17 protein-coding genes are annotated in these 19,502 nt (G+C 35.7%); 7 read left to right on the top strand and 10 right to left on the bottom strand.

The annotated features are described in order from the left end of the window. Positions 1–159 precede the first annotated feature (159 nt). On the bottom strand, positions 160–2,136 hold the full coding sequence (locus tag ACXX8U_RS05895; protein ID WP_458565036.1) for an alpha-ketoacid dehydrogenase subunit alpha/beta: 1,977 nt from the start codon (positions 2,134–2,136) through the stop codon (positions 160–162). Positions 2,137–2,303: 167 nt separating this feature from the next. Here ACXX8U_RS05895 and ACXX8U_RS05890 point away from each other — a divergent pair, with 167 nt between their 5' ends. The 7 genes from ACXX8U_RS05890 (at position 2,304) to ACXX8U_RS05860 (ending at position 8,355) form a co-directional block, all read left to right on the top strand. Next, the gene (locus ACXX8U_RS05890; protein WP_314838775.1) at positions 2,304–3,254 is read left to right on the top strand and encodes an isopenicillin N synthase family dioxygenase; all 951 of its coding nucleotides are present in this window, start codon (positions 2,304–2,306) and stop codon (positions 3,252–3,254) included. 127 nt (positions 3,255–3,381) lie between these two features. Then, positions 3,382–3,711 carry a translation initiation factor gene (locus ACXX8U_RS05885; protein ID WP_458565035.1) on the top strand — a complete coding sequence of 110 codons (330 nt, stop codon included), beginning with the start codon at positions 3,382–3,384 and terminating at the stop codon, positions 3,709–3,711. A 103-nt stretch (positions 3,712–3,814) separates the two neighbouring features. Beyond that, positions 3,815–4,687: a nucleoside phosphorylase gene (locus ACXX8U_RS05880; protein ID WP_458565034.1), complete on the top strand. Its 873-nt coding sequence runs from the start codon at positions 3,815–3,817 to the stop codon at positions 4,685–4,687. A 90-nt stretch (positions 4,688–4,777) separates the two neighbouring features. Continuing rightward, complete coding sequence (locus ACXX8U_RS05875) at positions 4,778–5,902, top strand: SDR family oxidoreductase (protein ID WP_458565033.1); 1,125 nt, start codon at positions 4,778–4,780, stop codon at positions 5,900–5,902. A 120-nt stretch (positions 5,903–6,022) separates the two neighbouring features. Next, complete coding sequence (locus ACXX8U_RS05870) at positions 6,023–6,550, top strand: GNAT family N-acetyltransferase (RefSeq protein WP_458565032.1); 528 nt, start codon at positions 6,023–6,025, stop codon at positions 6,548–6,550. Next, positions 6,550–7,401 carry a substrate-binding domain-containing protein gene (locus tag ACXX8U_RS05865; protein WP_458565031.1) on the top strand — a complete coding sequence of 284 codons (852 nt, stop codon included), beginning with the start codon at positions 6,550–6,552 and terminating at the stop codon, positions 7,399–7,401. Before ACXX8U_RS05870 ends, ACXX8U_RS05865 begins: the two co-directional genes overlap by 1 nt. A gap of 21 nt (positions 7,402–7,422) precedes the next feature. Continuing rightward, positions 7,423–8,355, top strand: coding sequence for a transglutaminase-like domain-containing protein (locus ACXX8U_RS05860; RefSeq protein ID WP_458565030.1), 933 nt, complete (start codon positions 7,423–7,425; stop codon positions 8,353–8,355). A gap of 28 nt (positions 8,356–8,383) precedes the next feature. Here the strand turns inward: ACXX8U_RS05860 and ACXX8U_RS05855 are convergent, their stop codons facing one another. The 9 genes from ACXX8U_RS05855 to ACXX8U_RS05815 form a co-directional block, all read right to left on the bottom strand. Then, positions 8,384–10,120, bottom strand: coding sequence for a HAMP domain-containing sensor histidine kinase (locus tag ACXX8U_RS05855; protein WP_458565029.1), 1,737 nt, complete (start codon positions 10,118–10,120; stop codon positions 8,384–8,386). Positions 10,121–10,234: 114 nt separating this feature from the next. Further along, a complete protein-coding gene (locus ACXX8U_RS05850) occupies positions 10,235–11,362 on the bottom strand; it encodes a sensor protein KdpD (RefSeq protein ID WP_458565028.1) in 1,128 nt (375 codons plus the stop codon). Positions 11,363–11,437: 75 nt separating this feature from the next. Then, entirely contained in the window at positions 11,438–12,520 is a 1,083-nt protein-coding gene (locus tag ACXX8U_RS05845) for a porin (protein ID WP_458565027.1), read from the bottom strand. Between the two features lie 203 nt (positions 12,521–12,723). Further along, positions 12,724–13,278 (bottom strand): K(+)-transporting ATPase subunit C, encoded by a 555-nt coding sequence (locus tag ACXX8U_RS05840; protein ID WP_458565026.1) that lies wholly within the window; start codon positions 13,276–13,278, stop codon positions 12,724–12,726. A gap of 53 nt (positions 13,279–13,331) precedes the next feature. Then, complete coding sequence (kdpB, locus tag ACXX8U_RS05835) at positions 13,332–15,365, bottom strand: potassium-transporting ATPase subunit KdpB (protein WP_458565025.1); 2,034 nt, start codon at positions 15,363–15,365, stop codon at positions 13,332–13,334. 8 nt (positions 15,366–15,373) lie between these two features. Further along, a complete protein-coding gene (gene kdpA, locus ACXX8U_RS05830; RefSeq protein ID WP_458565024.1) occupies positions 15,374–17,095 on the bottom strand; it encodes a potassium-transporting ATPase subunit KdpA in 1,722 nt (573 codons plus the stop codon). A gap of 120 nt (positions 17,096–17,215) precedes the next feature. Further along, the gene (gene kdpF, locus ACXX8U_RS05825; RefSeq protein ID WP_236363702.1) at positions 17,216–17,293 is read right to left on the bottom strand and encodes a K(+)-transporting ATPase subunit F; all 78 of its coding nucleotides are present in this window, start codon (positions 17,291–17,293) and stop codon (positions 17,216–17,218) included. A gap of 113 nt (positions 17,294–17,406) precedes the next feature. Beyond that, complete coding sequence (locus ACXX8U_RS05820; protein ID WP_458565023.1) at positions 17,407–17,688, bottom strand: DUF7674 family protein; 282 nt, start codon at positions 17,686–17,688, stop codon at positions 17,407–17,409. A 215-nt stretch (positions 17,689–17,903) separates the two neighbouring features. Further along, positions 17,904–19,247: a sigma-54-dependent transcriptional regulator gene (locus ACXX8U_RS05815; RefSeq protein WP_458566389.1), complete on the bottom strand. Its 1,344-nt coding sequence runs from the start codon at positions 19,245–19,247 to the stop codon at positions 17,904–17,906. Between the last annotated feature and the right edge of the window lie 255 nt (positions 19,248–19,502).

The following is a 19,502-nucleotide window of genomic DNA, read 5'->3' as shown; positions in this document are numbered from 1 at the left end:
ACATTTAATAAAAAAATTATGAACGGATTTTTTAAAACTATCATCGCCGGATATGGCGCAAAAAAATTAGGAGGCGGTTGTTTTGGAACCATCCTCCTATTTATTATTATTTATTGGATTTTAGGGTATTTTTAAAATCCGAAATTCCTATTTTTAATTTTAAAAAGCTAACAACGCAAAAAGTTCATTTTCAAAACGACCTTTTGGTAAATACTGATCTTCAAGCGCTTTTGTGAACGGAATAGGTGTGTCTAAACTGGCCACTCGTTTTACTGGTGCATCCAAATATTGGAAACAATTTTCCATTATCAATGCTGATAAATCACTAGCAATTCCGCCAAACAAACTATCTTCTTGGTAAATTATTGCTCTTCCTGTTTTTTTAACCGAGGCAAAAATGGTTTCTGTATCCAAAGGCTGAAGCGTTCTTAAATCCAATAAATCTGCTGAAATTTCTGGATTTTTATCCAATGTATCAATTGCCCAATGAACTGCCGCTCCAAAAGCGATAATAGTAACCGAATTCCCCTCTTTCAAGAGAGCTGCTTTTCCTAATGGTAAAGTGTAATAATCTGCAGGAACGTCCTGGTAAATACTTCTATACAATTGCTTGTGTTCAAAAAACAATACCGGATTGGGATCATTAATAGACTCATTCAACAAGCCTTTTGCATCATAGGGAAAGGCTGGATAAACTACTTTTAAACCCGGAGTTTTGGTAAACCAAGCTTCATTAGTTTGTGAGTGAAACGGTCCTGCTTGAGTTCCACCGCCACAAGGCATTCTTACCACAACATCGGCTTTTTCTAACCATCGATAGTGAGATTTTGCCAATAAATTCACAATCGGATTGAATCCTGTCGAAACAAAATCGGCAAATTGCATTTCAACAATCGCTTTGTAACCATTAATAGAAAGTCCCATTCCTGCTGAAACTACGGCGCTTTCACAAATAGGTGTATTAATCACGCGCTCTTTGCCAAATTGCTCTACAAAGCCATCGGTAATTTTAAAGGCACCACCATATTCTGCAATATCTTGGCCCATGATTACCGAATTTTCAAAGCGCTCCATAGATTGTTTCAAAGCACTGGAAATCGCATCGATAAAACGAATATTTTCTTTTTCTGTTGATGGTTTAACTTCTTCAAATACAAATGGTTTATATACATCATTTATTTCTTCCGTTAAAGATGCCTCTATTTCAGGTTCTGCGTTGGCTAGAGCCAAATGTTCTTCAATTTCCTGTTTGATATCTAGGTGAAACGCCACATCATCATCCGATTTCAAAATGCCATTTTCAATCAAATAATTTCTGAAATTTTCCACAGGATCTTTTTCTGCCCACATATCCATTAATTCCTGCGGTACGTATTTTGTTCCACTTGCCTCTTCGTGCCCACGCATTCGAAATGTTTTAAATTCTAGTAAAACAGGACGTGGATTATCTTTCATAGAAGCTTTTAACTCTGATAATAAGTTTACAACTTCCAGAATATTATTTCCGTCAACAATATGACTTTCCATTCCGTAACCAATGCCTTTATCTGCTAAATTTTCACAGCGGTATTGCTCATTTGTAGGTGTAGAAAGTCCGTATCCATTATTTTCAATTACAAAAAGAACGGGTAATTCCCATACTGAGGCAATATTCAAAGCCTCATGAAAATCGCCTTCACTTGTCGCTCCTTCTCCAGTAAAAACAGCTGTAATTTTTCCGTTTTTCTTAAGTTTATTGGCCAAAGCAATCCCATCAGCCACACCCAATTGTGGTCCGAGATGCGAAATCATTCCAATGATTTTATACTGTTGCGAACCAAAATGAAAACTACGGTCGCGACCTTTTGTGAAACCATTGGCTTTGCCCTGCCATTGAGAAAAAAGGCGGTATAAGGGAATATCTCTTCCTGTAAATACTCCCAAATTTCTATGCATCGGTAAAATGTATTCATCGGAATCTAAAACTGCGGTAACACCAACGGAGATAGCTTCTTGTCCTATTCCAGAAAACCACTTGGATACTTTACCTTGGCGAATTAGTTTTAGCATTTTTTCCTCGATAAGACGCGGTTTTAATAGCTTTTTGTAAAGTGTTATAAGCTCGAGGTCAGTGAGATTTTTTCTATCAAAAGTCATTTTTAGGTTTTTAGTATCGATTTCAAAGATAAAAATTTATAACAGTTTTTACTTATTTTGTTATATTTTTTTATTTTAATATCAATTTTTAAAATTCGAAATTAAAATTAATCTTTATCTTTGTAACTGCAAGATTTATTCCTTGCAATTTATAAAATTATTTAAGTATGCAAAACATTCCTAGTGTTGACTTGCGTGATTTCCTGTCGGATGACCCGGCACGTAAACAAAAATTTGTAAATGAAATCGGAAGTGCATTTGAAGACATTGGCTTCGTAGCACTCAAAGGTCATTTTTTAAATGATCAGTTAGTTGAAGAATTGTATGGTGAAATTAGAAACTTTTTCGCCCTACCATTAGAAACCAAACGCAGTTATGAAATTCCTGGAATTGGCGGACAAAGAGGTTATGTTTCTTTTGGAACAGAACACGCCAAAGGCAGAAAAGAAGGAGATTTGAAAGAATTTTGGCATTTTGGACAGTATGTGTCTGAAGATTCAAAATACGCTGCAGAGTATCCTGAAAATGTTGAAGTAAAAGAATTACCTCGTTTTAATGTCGTAGGAAAAGAAGCCTACCAAATGTTAGAAAAAACAGGTGTTTTTGTATTAAGAGCATTAGCATTGCGATTAGGATTAGATGAATTTTATTTTGACAATTATGCCAAAGATGGAAATTCTATCCTAAGACCTATTCATTACCCTCCAATTACATCAGAGCCAGAAAATGCCATTCGTGCTGCTGCTCATGGTGACATCAACTTGATTACATTGTTGATGGGTGCTCAAGGAAAAGGGTTACAAGTACAAAACCACAACGGAGAATGGATTGACGCTATTGCTGAGCCAGATGAATTGGTAATTAATGTAGGTGACATGTTATCACGTCATACCAACAACAAATTGAAGTCGACTATTCATCAAGTGGTAAATCCGCCACGTGAATTATGGGGAACTTCTCGTTACTCCATTCCGTTTTTTATGCACCCAGTGAGCGATATGCCATTGAATTGCCTAGAAAACTGTATCGATGCTGAAAATCCAAAACAATTTGAAGACATCACCGCAGGTGATTATCTTTACGAGCGTTTAGTAGATTTAGGTTTGATCAAAAAATAAATTTTAATTCAATAGTTCAAGAAAGACATCGAGTTCGCTTGATGTCTTTTTGTTTTTAACTAGCTAGAAAACAAGAGTTTTTAAAACTTAAATTTCTTAATAGTTAAATAATCAATATTATAAAATTATGGACTTACAAGACCAATTAAAAAACCTTTTCCCTGATCACGAACCCTTGCCAGAAGAGGTTTTAGCTCCTGAACCCCACGAATTATACGTTCAAAAAGAACCTATGATATGTAAATTTGAAAAACGTAAGGGAAAAGCAACCACCATCATTGAAGGTTATGAAGGAACGGATGAAGATTTTAAAATTCTAGCCAAAGAAATCAAAACCAAACTGAGTGTTGGCGGTACTTTCAAAGACGATTCTATTATCATTCAAGGGGATTACCGAGATAAAATAATGGAAATATTAAAACTAAAAGGATTCAAAGTAAAACGCGTTGGCGGATGATAGTGAGCAGTTTGCAGGCTCAGTGAACAGTCTTAGTGAACAGTCTCAGTTTTTAGATGCAGTTGAGCAACTTGAAACCTTAAATCTTTAACAAAAAAAACAAATGATACAATCATCAGAATTAATATTGAATCCAGACGGTAGCGTTTACCATTTGAATTTAAAACCCGAAAATATTGCGCACGATATCATCTTTGTAGGAGATCAAAATCGTGTGGAGAAAATCACTCAATTTTTCGATAGTATTGAATTTTCAACCCAAAAAAGAGAGTTCAAAACCCAAACCGGAATTTTTAAAGGCAAGCGCATTACCGTGATGTCTACTGGAATTGGTCCCGATAATATTGACATTGTAATCAACGAGCTTGATGCTTTGGTAAACATTGACCTTGAAACGCGTCAGCCAAAAGAGAATTTAACTTCCTTGAACATCATTCGTATTGGAACTTCGGGTTCGTTGCAGGCTGATATTCCTGTGGATAGTTTTGTATTATCTAAATTTGGCTTGGGATTAGACAACATGCTTCGCTCCTATTTAATTGACGAAGTTTCGAATCTAGAGATAGAAGATGCTTTCGTAAAACATACTAATTGGGATCTCAGAAAAGGAAAACCGTATGTAATTGCTTGTTCTGAAAAATTAGAAAAAGTAATTGAAAGCAACCAAATGCACAAGGGAATCACAGCAACTGCTGGAGGATTTTACGGACCACAAGGACGCGTACTCCGTTTGAACATTCAAGACGAAGCATTGAATTCAAAAATGGATAATTTTAAATTTGGAGAAAGTCAAATTACCAATTTAGAGATGGAAACCGCAGCAATATATGGACTTTCGGCACTTTTAGGACACAATGCCTTGTCGTTAAACGCAATCATTGCCAATCGTGCATCTGGAACTTTTAGCGAAGATCCTTATAAAGCAGTAGATGCCTTAATTGCATATACACTAGATAAACTGGCCGCAGGAATGTAAATCCGTAATTCTCGATACACATACATTTGTAGTTTTAAAAAATAATTTATTCTTTTTTAAAACTACATTTGTTTTTTGAACAAACAACGAATGAAAATAATACTTACCGGTGCCACGGGCGTTTTAGGATCGCACGTCATGTATGAAATTCTAGAACTTTTTAGCACTTCTAATCCTGATGGAAAACTCTTTTTGATAGCGCGAAACAAAGGAAAAAAATCAGCCCACGATCGTATCAAAGAATTACTGACAAGCAGCTACACACCTTCTGTATTGCTTCAGCAAGGTTTTGAAAAACTTCAAAAATTTATCGAAATCATTTATACAGATTTAGCGGATATTCAAAATACAGTAACCGAAAAAATCAAAGGAGCGTATTTTATTCACTCGGCTGGATTGGTCAATTTATCTACGGATGAATCTCAACGTGAAAGAATTTTTAACGAAAATACGACGATAACCAAGTCTATTTTTGAACTTTTTCATCCGTTCATTACCAAATTTATTTACATCGGAACAGCATTTTCTTCAGGCAACCGAACAGGAATGATTGATAACGATTTTCATTCCTTAAATTTTGAGCCAGAGCACCGCAATGCTTACGAAAACGCCAAATTTTCTTCTGAAAATTTCATTGCAACAGCTTGTAAAAAAATAGGTTTGCCTTTTCAAATATTACGTCCTAGCGTAATTGGTGGTAATATGCTTACTCCTGAAAACCCCTATTTTATCTCAAAATACATGGTGTTTTATTTGTTGGCCAAATTTTTCCACTTTACCTCGCAACGCAAAGGCGATCAAGAAAACGTGAGATTCATTGTAAATCCTGATACAGTTTTAAATATTATTCCTGTAGATTATGTGGCCAAAGTAATTGTTTCAGTTTTTCAACGAGACGATGTTGAACAGTTAAACATTGTTCACAACAAAAGTTTTAACATGACTAATGGCTTGAAATTGATTATGAAAGAGGTTGGCTATTCTAATTTTACTTTAATAGAAAACACAAAAGATTTTACCTATCAAAACACGATTGAAAAATTGTATTACGAGAGTATTGGCAAGCATTTGAGTCCGTATTTTACAACAGCGGCAAACGAGTACGATACCGAGATTCTGAACCAAATTTTAGAAATTCCGAGTTTAGATGACGACGCTTTTACCAACATGATTCGCTACGCAAAAAAACAGCATTTTAAAGATATTAATGTGTAAATTTAGAAGCTATTTCCTGCTATACGCTTTATCTCTTGTGTTCGCTAGCGCTACCACAAGAGGATGCCGCTTCTATCAGGGCTAAAGCAAACAGTGCTAAAGACTTAAAATTAATTTACCATGGACTTAATTCTAGAAACTGACCGATTACTTTTACGAGAAATGAAACTTTCAGATGCCGAAGCGTTGTTCGAAATGGACCGAAATCCAAAAGTACACGAATACCTTTGGAACAATCCATTAACAGACGTAAGCGAGGTAAATAAAATCATCAACTCCGTTCAAGAGCAGTATAAGCAAAACAAAATTGGACGTTTTGTAATGGTTTTGAAAGAAACAAATGAGGTCATTGGTTGGGCTGGACTCAAATTCAACACCGAAATGGTCAATAACAAAATCCATTTTTACGACATTGGGTATCGCTTAGATGAAAAATTTTGGGGCAAAGGCTACGCTAGTGAAGCTAGTTTTGCGTGGTTGGACTATGGTTTTAAAACTATGAAAATTCCGGTTATGGAAGCAGCAGCGCATTCAGATAACATTGCTTCTAACCGAATTTTGCAGAAAATCGGCCTACAAATGACTGAAACCTATTTAGAAGACGGTGTTTCTTGGAATTGGTACGAATTAAAAAATCCTAATCTATAATGAAAACTATAAAAATAGCAGGAGTTCCAGAACATTTTAATTTGCCTTGGCATTTAGCCATTGAAAACGGAGATTTTGAAAACGAAAACATCGATTTGCAATGGACTGATGTTCCTGAGGGAACTGGAAAAATGTGTCAAATGCTTCGAGATGGCGAAACTGATATTGCTGTTATCCTCACCGAAGGAATTGTAAAAGACATCACTGCTGGAAATGCGAGCAAAATAGTGCAAGTTTATGTTGATAGTCCTTTAATTTGGGGTATTCATGTTGCTGCTAATTCTCGTTTTAAAACCTTAGCAGATTTAGAAAACGCTAAAGTTGCCATTTCCCGCTTGGGTTCTGGTTCGCAATTGATGGCCTATGTAAATGCTAATAATCAAGAATGGGATACAACTAATTTACAATTTGAAATTGTAAATACTATCGACGGTGCTGTTGAAGCCTTGACAAACGGAACCGCAGATTATTTTATGTGGGAACGTTTTATGACAAAACCACTCGTAGATCAAGGAATTTTCAGACGAGTTGCTGATTGCCCTACTCCTTGGCCGTGCTTTGTAATTGCAGTTCGCGATGAAGTATTGCTAGAACAACCAGAAATAGTTTCGAAAGTATTAGAAATCATCAATCAAACCACGCAAGAATTCAAAGACATACCAAGCATTGACAAAACATTAGCTCAAGCCTACAGCCAAAAAATAGAAGATATTCAAGAATGGTTGCGATTAACGCGTTGGTCTCAAAAAGGATTAGAACCTCAAATGTTAAACAAAGTTCAAAATCAACTTTTTGAACTCGGAATTATTGATAAAAAAGGTACTTTTGAGGACATTGTAAAAACAGTATAGGGAACTGTTTTTATTGTAACTATGATACAAAAAAAAGAAATTAATTTTCAGGGAATTAAACATCGTTTTCAGGTCAAAAAACCTTGGGATGATGTGATCATTTTTGTACTGAATGTATTAATTGCCATTCCTCTTTTTATCATTTTACATCAAAACTTAATCAATCCCAATTGGTTTTTAAACATTGATCGCGTAGTGATTTTTATCGTTATGGTCGTGGTAATTCAGCTAATTTTAAGGTTATTACGTACAATTATCATACTTTGTATTTTTGTTTATCTACTGGCATTAATTTACGGTTCTACTATTGGTAATTATGGTTTTAATAGCGTTTATGACGACTACAACACGATGCTTTACACAATGTCTGATAATCCGTATCCGCAAGATATTATCATTGCAAAATTGTTGCCTTTTCCAAACAAATCTAAAATTGTTAATGCCATTGAATACCAAAACCCAAAGATTCGCAATTTTGCAATCATGGCTACGAATGAGCATTTTAAGGGACTAAAGGGCTACTCAGATTACCGAACAATCATTCAATGTTTTGCCGTTTTCAAAGAAATCAACAGCCGTTGGAATTACGTAAGTGACCCAAAAGCGCGTGATTACATTGCAACGGCATCAGAATCTTTACTTTATTTTTCAGGAGATTGTGACGATCATTCTATTTTAATGGCTGCCAGTATCAAATCTATTGGTGGAACGCCACGACTAATTCATACTACGGGACACATTTACCCTGAAATTTTAATTGGAACTGAAGCTGATTTAGAAAAAGTCAATTTTTTAATCAAGAATATTCTTTTCCCGAAGGAAAGTGCCAATCAAAAATTACATTATCACGTTGACGAACGCGGACAAATTTGGATGAACTTAGACTACACCGCACAATATCCGGGTGGACCCTTTTTGTCAGAAGAAATTTTAGGAGCCTTGACGTTAGAGTAATATAATTTGAAATGGTTTGAGACACTTTTTAAACCAAATCCACAGAAAAATAAAAAGTACTACCCAAACCTAATTCACTTTCTACGCCAATAGTACCATTTTGAGCTTCGATAAATTCTTTACTGATTGCCAAACCCAATCCTGTTCCTGATTTATGACTACCAGGAACTTGAAAATACTTATCAAAAACCTTTGTTTTATAGCGATTGTCAATACCTCGCCCCGTATCGATAACTTGAAATATAGCTTTATTGCCTTCTTTTTTAAGATTAACAGTAACGCTACTATTTTCAGAAGAATAAGCAACTGCATTGGTTAAAAAATTAATTAGAACCCACGCCGTTTTTTCGCTATCAACTTTTACTGTTTGAATATTAGGTTCTACAACCACATTAAATTGGATCTGCTTTTTATCCGCTTGCACTTTTACAGCTTCAATTGCGTACTGAATCATATCGTATGGATTACTATTTTCCATTCGCAATTGAATATTTCCAGTTTCTAGTTGCGATAGTTCCAGCAATTCGCCAGTAATTTTTAGTAAACGCTGACTATCTTCTTTAATACCTGATATTAACTGTTTTTGTTCTGCATTAATGCTGCCCGTTTGTTCTTGCTCTAGCAATTGTAAACTTAATTTTATCGATGCAATTGGAGTTTTCAATTCGTGCGAAACGGTAGCAATAAAATTAGTTTTTGCAAAATCCAATTCTTTAAAAGCGGTAATATTTTTCAAAATAATTACATCACCAATCGCAATAATGTGTTCTTCTCCAGTTGGCTGGATAGTGATATTCACAATTTCTTTTTCAAAATAACTTTCTTTACCATCAGCAAATATTTTTATCGGAAGTACTTTTTTTGCTGGTTTTTCAATTTCATCTTGAACTTCGCTAAGAATCAAATTTCGAAGCAAATCATTGGATAAAGCCAAGGTAGATGCGGATTGACCAATTACATCTTCGCTATGCATTCCCATAATTTTTAGTGCTTCATCATTGGCAAACAAAACAATTCCTTCAGTATCTAATCCGATAATGGGATCGTGTGTTTTGTTGATTAAAGTCTCTAAACGTTTTTTTTCAAAAGCCAATTTGTGCAAGTCACTGTTACTATATTCTTCTAACTTTTGAGCCATCGTATTGAATGACCTTGCCACATCGCCGTACTCATTATGATTCATAAAATGAACACGTTGTGAGTAATTTTTATTCGCAATTTCTTTGATACTCGCTGTTAATTCCTTGATTGGATTTGCAATATTGTTTGGTAAATTGACAAGCAAATTAAAGGCAATTAAAAAGCATAAGGTTCCGGTAATTGCAATCCAAAAATTTGCCGTTTCAGCGGTTTGTGTCGCTAAATCACTCTTTTGTTTTATTGCAATCATGTTGAGTTTCATGAGTTCAAAAATATCCAACCGAATAGTATTCTTTAAAGTGGAATTGTTACTTTCCAATTTCAAAGCATTGAACTGCTTTTGAATGCTGTAGGTCACAACATCTTCTCCTGATTCGGTAATATTGAGAATTTGATTTTTGAGATTAGATTCAAAAACTGCAACTGCCGCTTGTTCATCAGTACTTATTTTTTCTAATGAAAGAAGCATATTTCTCGAATATTCTAAGGTGTTGTAATTGGCCTTCAAAATATTTTCGGTGTCTTTTTTTATCGAAAAAACATAATATGCGCTAACCAAAGAGAGTATAATGATCAGCCCAAATAACAAGCCTACTCCTAAATTTAATTTTGTTTTAATTCTCATATTTTCGTGGGATGAATTTATGTTCAACCATGTTTTGATTGTTGTTGCTCTTGTTTGCTACTATAAATAAAGAACAATTTAACTTTTGCGAAAAGCTTTGAAACCTTGATTTAGTTAAGACAAAATCACTAAATCAACATTTGATAATGAAAGACTATTTAGCAAACGTGTAAAAATAGTCGTAGACAAAATTACTTTAATTAAATTGAAATGCGGTTTCCCGATGCAAACTGTTGTAATGTGTTTTTCAGTAACAATTTTTAACATGGTTTCAGTAATATCAGGGCTACTAATTTTTAGCACTTCGCCTCCAAGTTGCGTGGCTAATTTGAAATTATTAATCAAATACCGTTGTTTGTCTAGCGCAATTTTATCGCTGCTTTCTTTTGGAGTTTCTACATATAAAACATACCAACTGCAATTGTAATAACTAGCTAATCGAGCTGCTTTCCGAATCACAATTTTAGCTGTAGTATCGTTACTGCTAATGCAAGCAAGCAATTTTTCGTGACGATGTCCTGCCGTTGGTTTCACTTCATTTTCTACTTTACGAACCACTTGACTAGCTACTTCTTTCAAGGCTAATTCTCGTAACTGCAGGATTTGATCGGGTTTAAAAAAATTGTTAAGTGCGGTTTGAATTTTGTCAGCAGTATAAATTTTGCCTTCGCGCAAGCGTGCAATTAAATCTTCTGCTGTTAAATCGATATTGACCACTTCATCTGCCAATCGCAATACATTATCAGGAACTCGTTCTTGAACATCAACCGATGTAATGCGTTTTACATCTTGGTTCAAGCTCTCAATATGTTGAATATTTACGGCACTAATCACGTTAATTCCCGCATCCAAAATCTCTAGAACATCTTGCCATCGCTTTTCATTTTTACTTCCTTCCATGTTGGTATGCGCCAACTCATCTACAATGACCACTTCAGGTCGTAAATTAATAATAGCCTGAACATCCATATCTTCTAAATGTTTGCCTTTGTAAAAAAGACTTCGCCTGGGAATTATAGGTAATCCATCAAGTAATTCATGCGTTTCTTTCCTGAAATGCGTTTCGATATACCCTATTTTTACATCAATTCCGTTTTTAAGCAAAGTATGTGCTTCCTGCAACATCCGATAGGTTTTGCCAACGCCAGCGCTCATCCCAATATAGACTTTGAATTTCCCTTTACGTGATTTCTGAATCAAATCCAGAAAATGTTGCGCATTATTTTGTTTTTCTTGTTCCATAAAAAAGTACCATATAAGGCATATAAGGACATTTAAGTTTTCTTTTTTGAACTTATATGCCTTTCATGATATTAATTAGAGCGAGATCGCTAGCGAAGTAGTTAAAAAAGTATTACTAGTGCTTGGAATACTATTTTTTACAAAAACCGCATCTTGGCTTTGTAAATTTCTAGCTTCTACTCTAAAAATTACATTGTCGCTCACGAGGTAATCAAAATTAGCCGAGAATCCGTAGGTTTTAAAACCATTTGGTGTGCCACTAGCTATAATTACTCCTTTTTCATCATTGTAATATTCTGCTCGTGCGGCCAATTGCACCTTGTTTGTAGGTTTGTACTGAGCCATCAAAACGGGCGTAAACCAAACATCATAAGTACTACTTTTAACTGCTTTTTGCTGCGATCCAATATCAAAACCTGCAATTAATGTTGTTTTTTCGGCAACTTTTAATTGTCCGTAAAAATTATTGAAATAACGCCATCTGCACGCCACATCGGCCTGCTCATTACCAGCATAAGTACTCCAATTGAGCGTTACTTTTGCGTTCGGTTTATAGGTAACTTGAGTTCCAAAAGCCGGAGTTTGATTGCCATCAATTTTCTGAATGCGTTGCCATCCGTTCAAATACATCGCTGCTAAATACCATTTTTCAGATGGTGATGTGTACCCTATTTTTACACCACTTTCATAATAAGGTGAGTTTTCAGCTAAAATACTTCTGGTTAAAGTCATATTGTCTTTACCAATCGCGCTCTCAAATCCAATATGCGACGGCATAATTCCTGCATCTACCCATAAATTTGCCTTTGATGAAATGCGCACACCAACATTTGCCTCAAAAACATGTTGCATCAAATCGCTCTCCGCAGCCAAATTATACTCCGCATAGGTTCCTGCCATCAAAGCAAAATTTCCTCGAACCGTATTGCTGGAATAATTCATTTTTGCGAAGCCCAAATTCAAATTGACCTCATTATGCTTGTTGTAATTGTAAATAAATCCAGGACGAGCATGGTTTTCAGGATTCGCAAAATCATAACTGTAATACGTTTCAGCATAACCCGAAAACGTCAATGGACTTTTAGTTTTTTCGACTTCTTGAGCTTGAACAGTTGATACACCACAGGCTATTAAAGCCGCTAACATTATTTTTTTCATTTTATATTTTTTAGATGAGAATAAAATCATTTCATCCTCGTTAATTTTTTTTCTAGAAGCTATTCCAGCTGTCCACTATATCTTTGCTTGCCGAAAAAAGGCAAGCAAAGGATGCCATTTCCATCTGGGCTAGTACTCTCGTAAAGAACAGAATACTATCATTCAAATACATTATTTGTTTAACAAGAAACTTTGCGAGATTTTTATTTTAGTTCATTTAAAGCCACATTCAATTCCAACACATTAACAAACGGAGTTCCTATAATTTGGGGAGTATTTACCTTACTTTCGACTAATTTTTTAACCATATCTTCTGATAAATTGCGCTCCTGAGAAATGCGTTTAACTTGAATAAAAGCGGCTTGCGGCGAAATATGCGGATCCAAACCACTGCCCGAAGCCGTTACAATATCAGCTGGAATATCCGATTTTTTTAAATATGGATGCGCTACTAAAAAAGTATCAATACGTTTTTGAACAACTTCTAAATATTCTGCATTACTCGGACCTTTATTACTTCCAGCACTTCCCGCAGCATTGTAATCTACTGCCGATGGGCGACCCCAAAAATAATTCGATTTATCGAATTTCTGACCAATTTTTTGATAACCTACCACTTTTCCGTTTACCAAAACCGTTTCGCCTTTTCCTTCGTTCGCCGCCAATTGCGCAATTCCAAAAACTGCCATTGGATAAATCACCGCTAATAAAACTACCATGAACAAGGTCAATTTTAAAATAGAATATACATTTTTCATTTTTTTATTTTTTTATAAACCTAACAGGCTCTGAAAACCTGTTAGGCTTGATTTTACATAAATAATGCGACAACCAAATCGATCAATTTAATTCCGATAAACGGAACAACTAAGCCACCTAGACCGTAAATCAAAAGGTTTCTTTGCAAAATAGCACTCGCACCAATTGGTTTATAATCGACTCCCTTTAGCGCAAGCGGAATCAAAATTGGAATGATAATCGCGTTGAACAAAACCGCAGATAAAATAGCACTTTCAGGACTGTGCAGTTGCATAATGTTCAAGCCTTGGAGCGCTGGAATGGCAGTGATAAACAAAGCGGGAACAATAGCAAAATATTTGGCCACATCGTTTGCAATTGAGAATGTAGTAAGCGTTCCGCGTGTCATTAGTAACTGTTTTCCAATTTCAATTATTTCAATCAATTTTGTAGGGTCATTGTCTAAATCGACCATATTGCCGGCTTCTTTAGCAGCTTGTGTTCCGCTGTTCATGGCAACTCCTACATCAGCTTGAGCAAGAGCGGGAGCATCATTTGTACCATCGCCCATCATGGCTACCAGTTTTCCCATTTGTTGTTCGTTCTTGATGTAATTCATTTTATCCTCTGGTTTTGCCTCGGCAATAAAATCGTCTACACCTGCTTTTTCAGCAATAAATTTGGCCGTCAACGGATTGTCACCCGTTACCATAACCGTTTTTACGCCCATTTTTCGCAAGCGATCAAAACGTTCTTTCATTCCCGTTTTGATGATGTCTTGCAACTCGATCACACCTTGAACCGACCCATTTTTGATGACGATTAATGGCGTTCCACCGTTTGATGAAATTTCAATTACTTTTTGAGCGATATCCTCAGGAAAAATAGTTCCCGCTTGGGCTGCAATATTTTTAGCTGCGTCTTGTGCTCCTTTTCTAATGTTTGTACCATCTTTTAAAATCACGCCACTCGTTCTAGTTTCGGCAGTAAATTTAATGAGAGTCGCTCCTTCAATAGATAATTTTTCAGCGACTGCAGGACCTGCTAACTCAACAATACTCTTTCCTTCGGGTGTATCATCGGCTAAAGAACTTAGTACTGCTGATGCAATAAAATCGGCTTCATTGATGCCTGCAGCAGCATAAAATCCGGTAGCTTTTCTGTTTCCTATTGTGATCGTTCCTGTTTTATCCAACAGTAAAACGTCAATATCGCCGGCAGTTTCCACTGCTTTTCCTGATTTTGTAATCACATTAGCGCGTAATGCCCGATCCATTCCCGCAATTCCAATTGCAGATAATAAACCACCGATGGTAGTTGGAATTAAACAAACAAACAGTGCAATAAAAGCTGCAATCGTTATTGGCGCGTTAGCATAATCAGCAAAAGGTTTTAAAGTAACACACACAATCACAAAAATGAGCGTAAAAGCAGCCAATAAAATCGTAAGTGCAATTTCGTTAGGTGTTTTTTGGCGGCTAGCGCCTTCAACCAAAGCAATCATTTTATCCAGAAAACTTTCGCCAGGTTCATTGGTAACCATCACTTTAATTTTATCAGAAAGTACTTTTGTACCTCCCGTTACAGATGATTTGTCTCCGCCTGCCTCACGTATTACGGGCGCACTTTCACCTGTGATGGCGCTTTCGTCAATAGTTGCTAAACCTTCGATGATTTCGCCATCGGTTGCAATTAAATCTCCCGATTCACACACAAAAACATCCCCTTTTTTTAATTCAGATGAGCTGATGTTTTTGATTTCACCATTTGACAAAACCAGTCTGGCAGGCGTTTCTTCGCGTGTTTTTCGCAAACTATCTGCTTGCGCTTTTCCTCTAGCCTCGGCAATAGCCTCAGCAAAATTGGCAAATAAAAGAGTTGCTAATAACATTAAGAACACGATAAAATTGTAGGTAAAACTACCTTGATCCTGAGCACCAAAAAGGATTGCAATGCAAACTGCTAGCATTACGGCAGTTCCTATTTCAACGGTAAACATGACCGGATTTTTGAACATTATTCTAGGGTCAAGCTTAATAAAGGATTGCAGTAAAGCTTCCTTAACTTGCTTACTTTCAAACAATGAGTTGGATTTATTGTTAGTCATTTTTTAAATTATTTTAGTGTAAAATATTCTGCTAATGGACCAAGTGCCAGTGCAGGAAAGAAAGATAAAGCAGCAATAATGGCAATCACAGCAAAAACCATAACACCAAAAATGGTTGTATCTGTTTTTAAAGTTCCAGCACTTTCTGGAATAAATTTTTTGTGCGCTAGCAACCCAGCAATTGCTACAGGTCCGATTATTGGAAGGAAACGACTCAACAATAAAACGATTCCAGTAGTGATATTCCAAAATGGATTGTTATCTCCAAGCCCTTCAAAACCAGAACCATTGTTAGCGGCACTTGAGGTAAACTCGTATAACATTTCAGAAAATCCGTGATGACCAGGATTGTTTAGCCAGCCCGTTGCGTTACCCGAAAACCAGTATCCCATTGCGGTATCATTGGCCGCAAAGTATGAAGCTAATGCCGTTCCTGATAAAATCAATAAAGGATGAAGAATGGCAATAAAAGCAGCTATTTTAACTTCGCGTGCTTCTATTTTTTTTCCGAGAAATTCAGGTGTTCGCCCTACCATTAAACCCGAAATAAATACCGCTAGGATAATGAAAATGTAAAAATTAAGCCAACCTACGCCACAACCTCCATAAAAAGCATTTACCATCATGGCCAAAAGTTGCATGGCTCCTGAGACCGGCATGGCGCTATCGTGCATACTGTTGACTGATCCTGTTGAAATTACCGTTGTAGCAATACTCCAAAAACCAGATATTGCAGGACCAAATCGTACTTCTTTGCCTTCCATTGCTCCTGTGCTCTGCGAAATTCCCATTTTTGTTATTGCAGGATTTCCGTTCAATTCTGAAATAACTGTTGGGATTACTAGCAATAAAAAACCGATCGTCATTACTCCAAATACAACATAGGATAATTTTCTTCTTTTTAGGTAAAAGCCCAAAGCAAAAATCATAGCAAACGGAATAAGTAACTGTGCCCATAATTCGACTGCATTTGAAAGATAAGTCGGATTTTCAAAAGGATGCGTAGAGTTGGCACCAAAAAATCCTCCACCATTGGTTCCAATATGTTTGATAGCGATAAACGCTGCCGCAGGACCTCGAGAAACTGAAACTGAATCACCTTGCAAAGTCGTAATGGTATCTTTGCCTTCAAAAGTCATAGGTGTTCCACTAATAACCAATAGAATAGCCACAAATACTGACAGTGGCAATAAAATACGAGTACTCGATTTGATAAAATAATTGTAAAAATTACCCAGCTTATCAGTTGTTCGTTCTTTCATGGCGTTAAAAACCATCGCCGCAGCTGCAATTCCAACCGCGGCCGAAACAAACTGCAAGAACATCAATACCATTTGGGATAAGTACGAAAGTCCAGTTTCGCCAGAGTAATGTTGTAAATTACAATTTACAAGAAACGAAATGGCTGTATTAAAAGCCAAATCAGGACTCATGCTCGGGTTGTTATCTGGATTTAAAAAAAGAGAGCCTTGAAATAACAAGATGAAGAAACAAAGGAAAAACCAAACCATATTTACACTCAAAAGTGCTTTTAAATGTTGTTTCCAATTCATTTCTTCGGTAGCGTTAATGCCACTTGCCTTGAAAATAAATCTTTCAATTGGGTTAAAAATCGGATCAAGTAGTGTTTTATCTCCCGTAAAAACTTTGGCGATATATTTCCCAAAAGGAATAGCCACAAGAATTGAAAGTATAAAAATACTGATGACTCCTAATAATTCTGTATTCATAATTTGTTTGTTAGAAATTAAATAAAACGTCGGCTTTCAAAAAGAGAATGAGTCCCAGAAATGCGACACTCCACGCTAGGATTGCCTTTGTAACCAAATTGTATTGTGGTGGCATCATTTTTAAAATTTTTCAGGTTTAATTAATACGTAAACTAAATAGCCAAAAACGGCCAAAGCGATGAAGAGTAAGAGTGTCATAGATTAGATTTTTTCAAAAAATTCGACGGCTTTAAAGCAAATTGCAAACAATACAACAGCAAGAGCCAATAGTAAAAGAGTGATGAGCATAATTAAAAATGTTAGGGTTAGATTTAAACACTGCAAGTATTGACTTGCTTGATGTAAGCCAACTTTAATTGTGTTGGAAATAAGTTGGCTATGCTACAATGCTGTAATTCCATGAAGGACGAAACCGAGAATAAATACACATTGGTAATAGCAATTTTAGTTTCGTTGCTCCCAACGGTCATTAATCTTTCAGCCAATGCCAAACATTTTTTGGCTCTTAAAATATTTCCTGTTCGGATAGCCGTTTTTGTGATTTCAGCAAATCGCTCTGCTTGCTTATAAATCGTATTGACTTGTTTTTTCATAAGAATGATTTTATTGTTCTGCATACCACTTGCCAAAAAGTATTCCCATTTCAGCAAACAAATAGTAACTATTTACATTGCAATACTTTAAATAATAAATCGTGATTTCTGGCATAAAAAAAACCTATCAAAATGATAAGGTTTTATCTTTTTGATAGGTTTAGTGGTAGGTTCAACCAACTTTTTAAGCGTTTGCAAAAGCGAAAAGTTGTTGTTTATTGAATGCGGTATTCTTCTAATTTTCTGTATAAAGTTGCAATTCCTATTTCTAGTAAGCGCGCCGTTTCGGCTTTATTTCCTTTGGTGTAATTCAATACTTTTTGAATGTGAAGTTTCTCTACACTTTGCATCGAAAAAGCCGACATAACTTTGTTATTATTGCCCTGTTGATGCTGAATTTCATAAGGTAAAACATCAGCTGTTAAGGTAAAATCATTGGCGAGAATTACTGCGCGTTCTATCACATTTTTTAATTCTCGAACGTTTCCTGGCCAATGGTGTTTCTCTAAATAATGCACAAAATCGGGATCAACCGAGAGCGTTGGTTTATTCGTTTTGGCTGAAAATTGTTGGACAAAATAGTGGGTTAATGGCGCAATATCTTTTATTCTTTCTCGTAAAGGCGGAATCGTAATTTCAAAAATATTAAGTCTAAAATACAAATCTGATCGAAATTGATGCGCTTCACTTTCGGCTTTTAAATCCCGATTGGTCGCTGCAATTAGTCTGAAATTTGATTTTTTAGGCGTGGTATCTCCTAATCGAATGTATTCGTTCGTCTCTAAAACGCGTAATAATTTTGCTTGAAGTTCCAGTGGCATTTCGCCTATTTCGTCTAAAAACAAAGTCCCACCATTGGCTTCTTCGATAAAACCTTTTTTATCTTTAATTGCACCAGTAAACGCTCCTACTTTATGCCCAAATAACTCGCTTTCAAGAATTTCTTTGCTAAAAGTGCTACAATTTAAAGCCACAAACGACTTGCCAACTCGCGTACTATTTTCGTGAATGGCTTGTGCAAAAACCTCTTTCCCGGTTCCTGTTTCGCCTGTTAAAAGTACGGTCGATTCGGTTTTAGCAACTTTTTTAGCTAAATCAATAACAAGTTCTAATCCCTTGGATTTGCCTATGATGGTATCAAATGAATATTTATCTGAAATGCGTTTTTCTAATTGCTGTACTTTGTTTTGAAGACTTACTTTGTCCAGAGCCTTGTGCAAAAGCGGAATAATTTTATCATTGTCATCTCCTTTTACGATATAATCAAAAGCGCCATTTTTCATGGCTTGAACACCATCTGAAATTTTTCCAAAAGCAGTTAGCAAAATGACTTCAACAAACGGAAAACTGCTTTTTATTTTTTGAACAAAATCAACACCATTTCCGTCAGGTAATTTTACATCACAAAGCACGACATCAATAGCGTTGTGTTCCAATTTTTTAAAACCAGATTGCAAATCGGGAGCTTCTAAAACTTCAAATCCTTCTGATTTTACAATACGAGCCAGTAAACCACGCAGTTTTTCTTCGTCGTCAATAATTAAGATATTTTTCAAAATGTGGGAGATCAATTTATAAAAACAAAATTACAGATTTACAATGACGCTTTTGCAAAAGCATAAGGAATTTAAAAAAATGACCTTGAATCTTACCCCATTTTTCAACTTTCTAATTGCAGAAGGAATTGAGTAATGGGTAACAATTGAGTAATTATTATACATATTAAATAAATTACAAAACAATAAAACACTGATAATCAATTATAAATAAAAATGGTATTGCTATTGCAAAAAAGAATTGGAGTACACAACAAA

This window comes from Flavobacterium sp. GNP001 (genome assembly GCF_054343775.1).
Note: the sequence above shows the minus strand (reverse complement) of the source record. Positions and strands in the feature narration are given on the sequence as shown.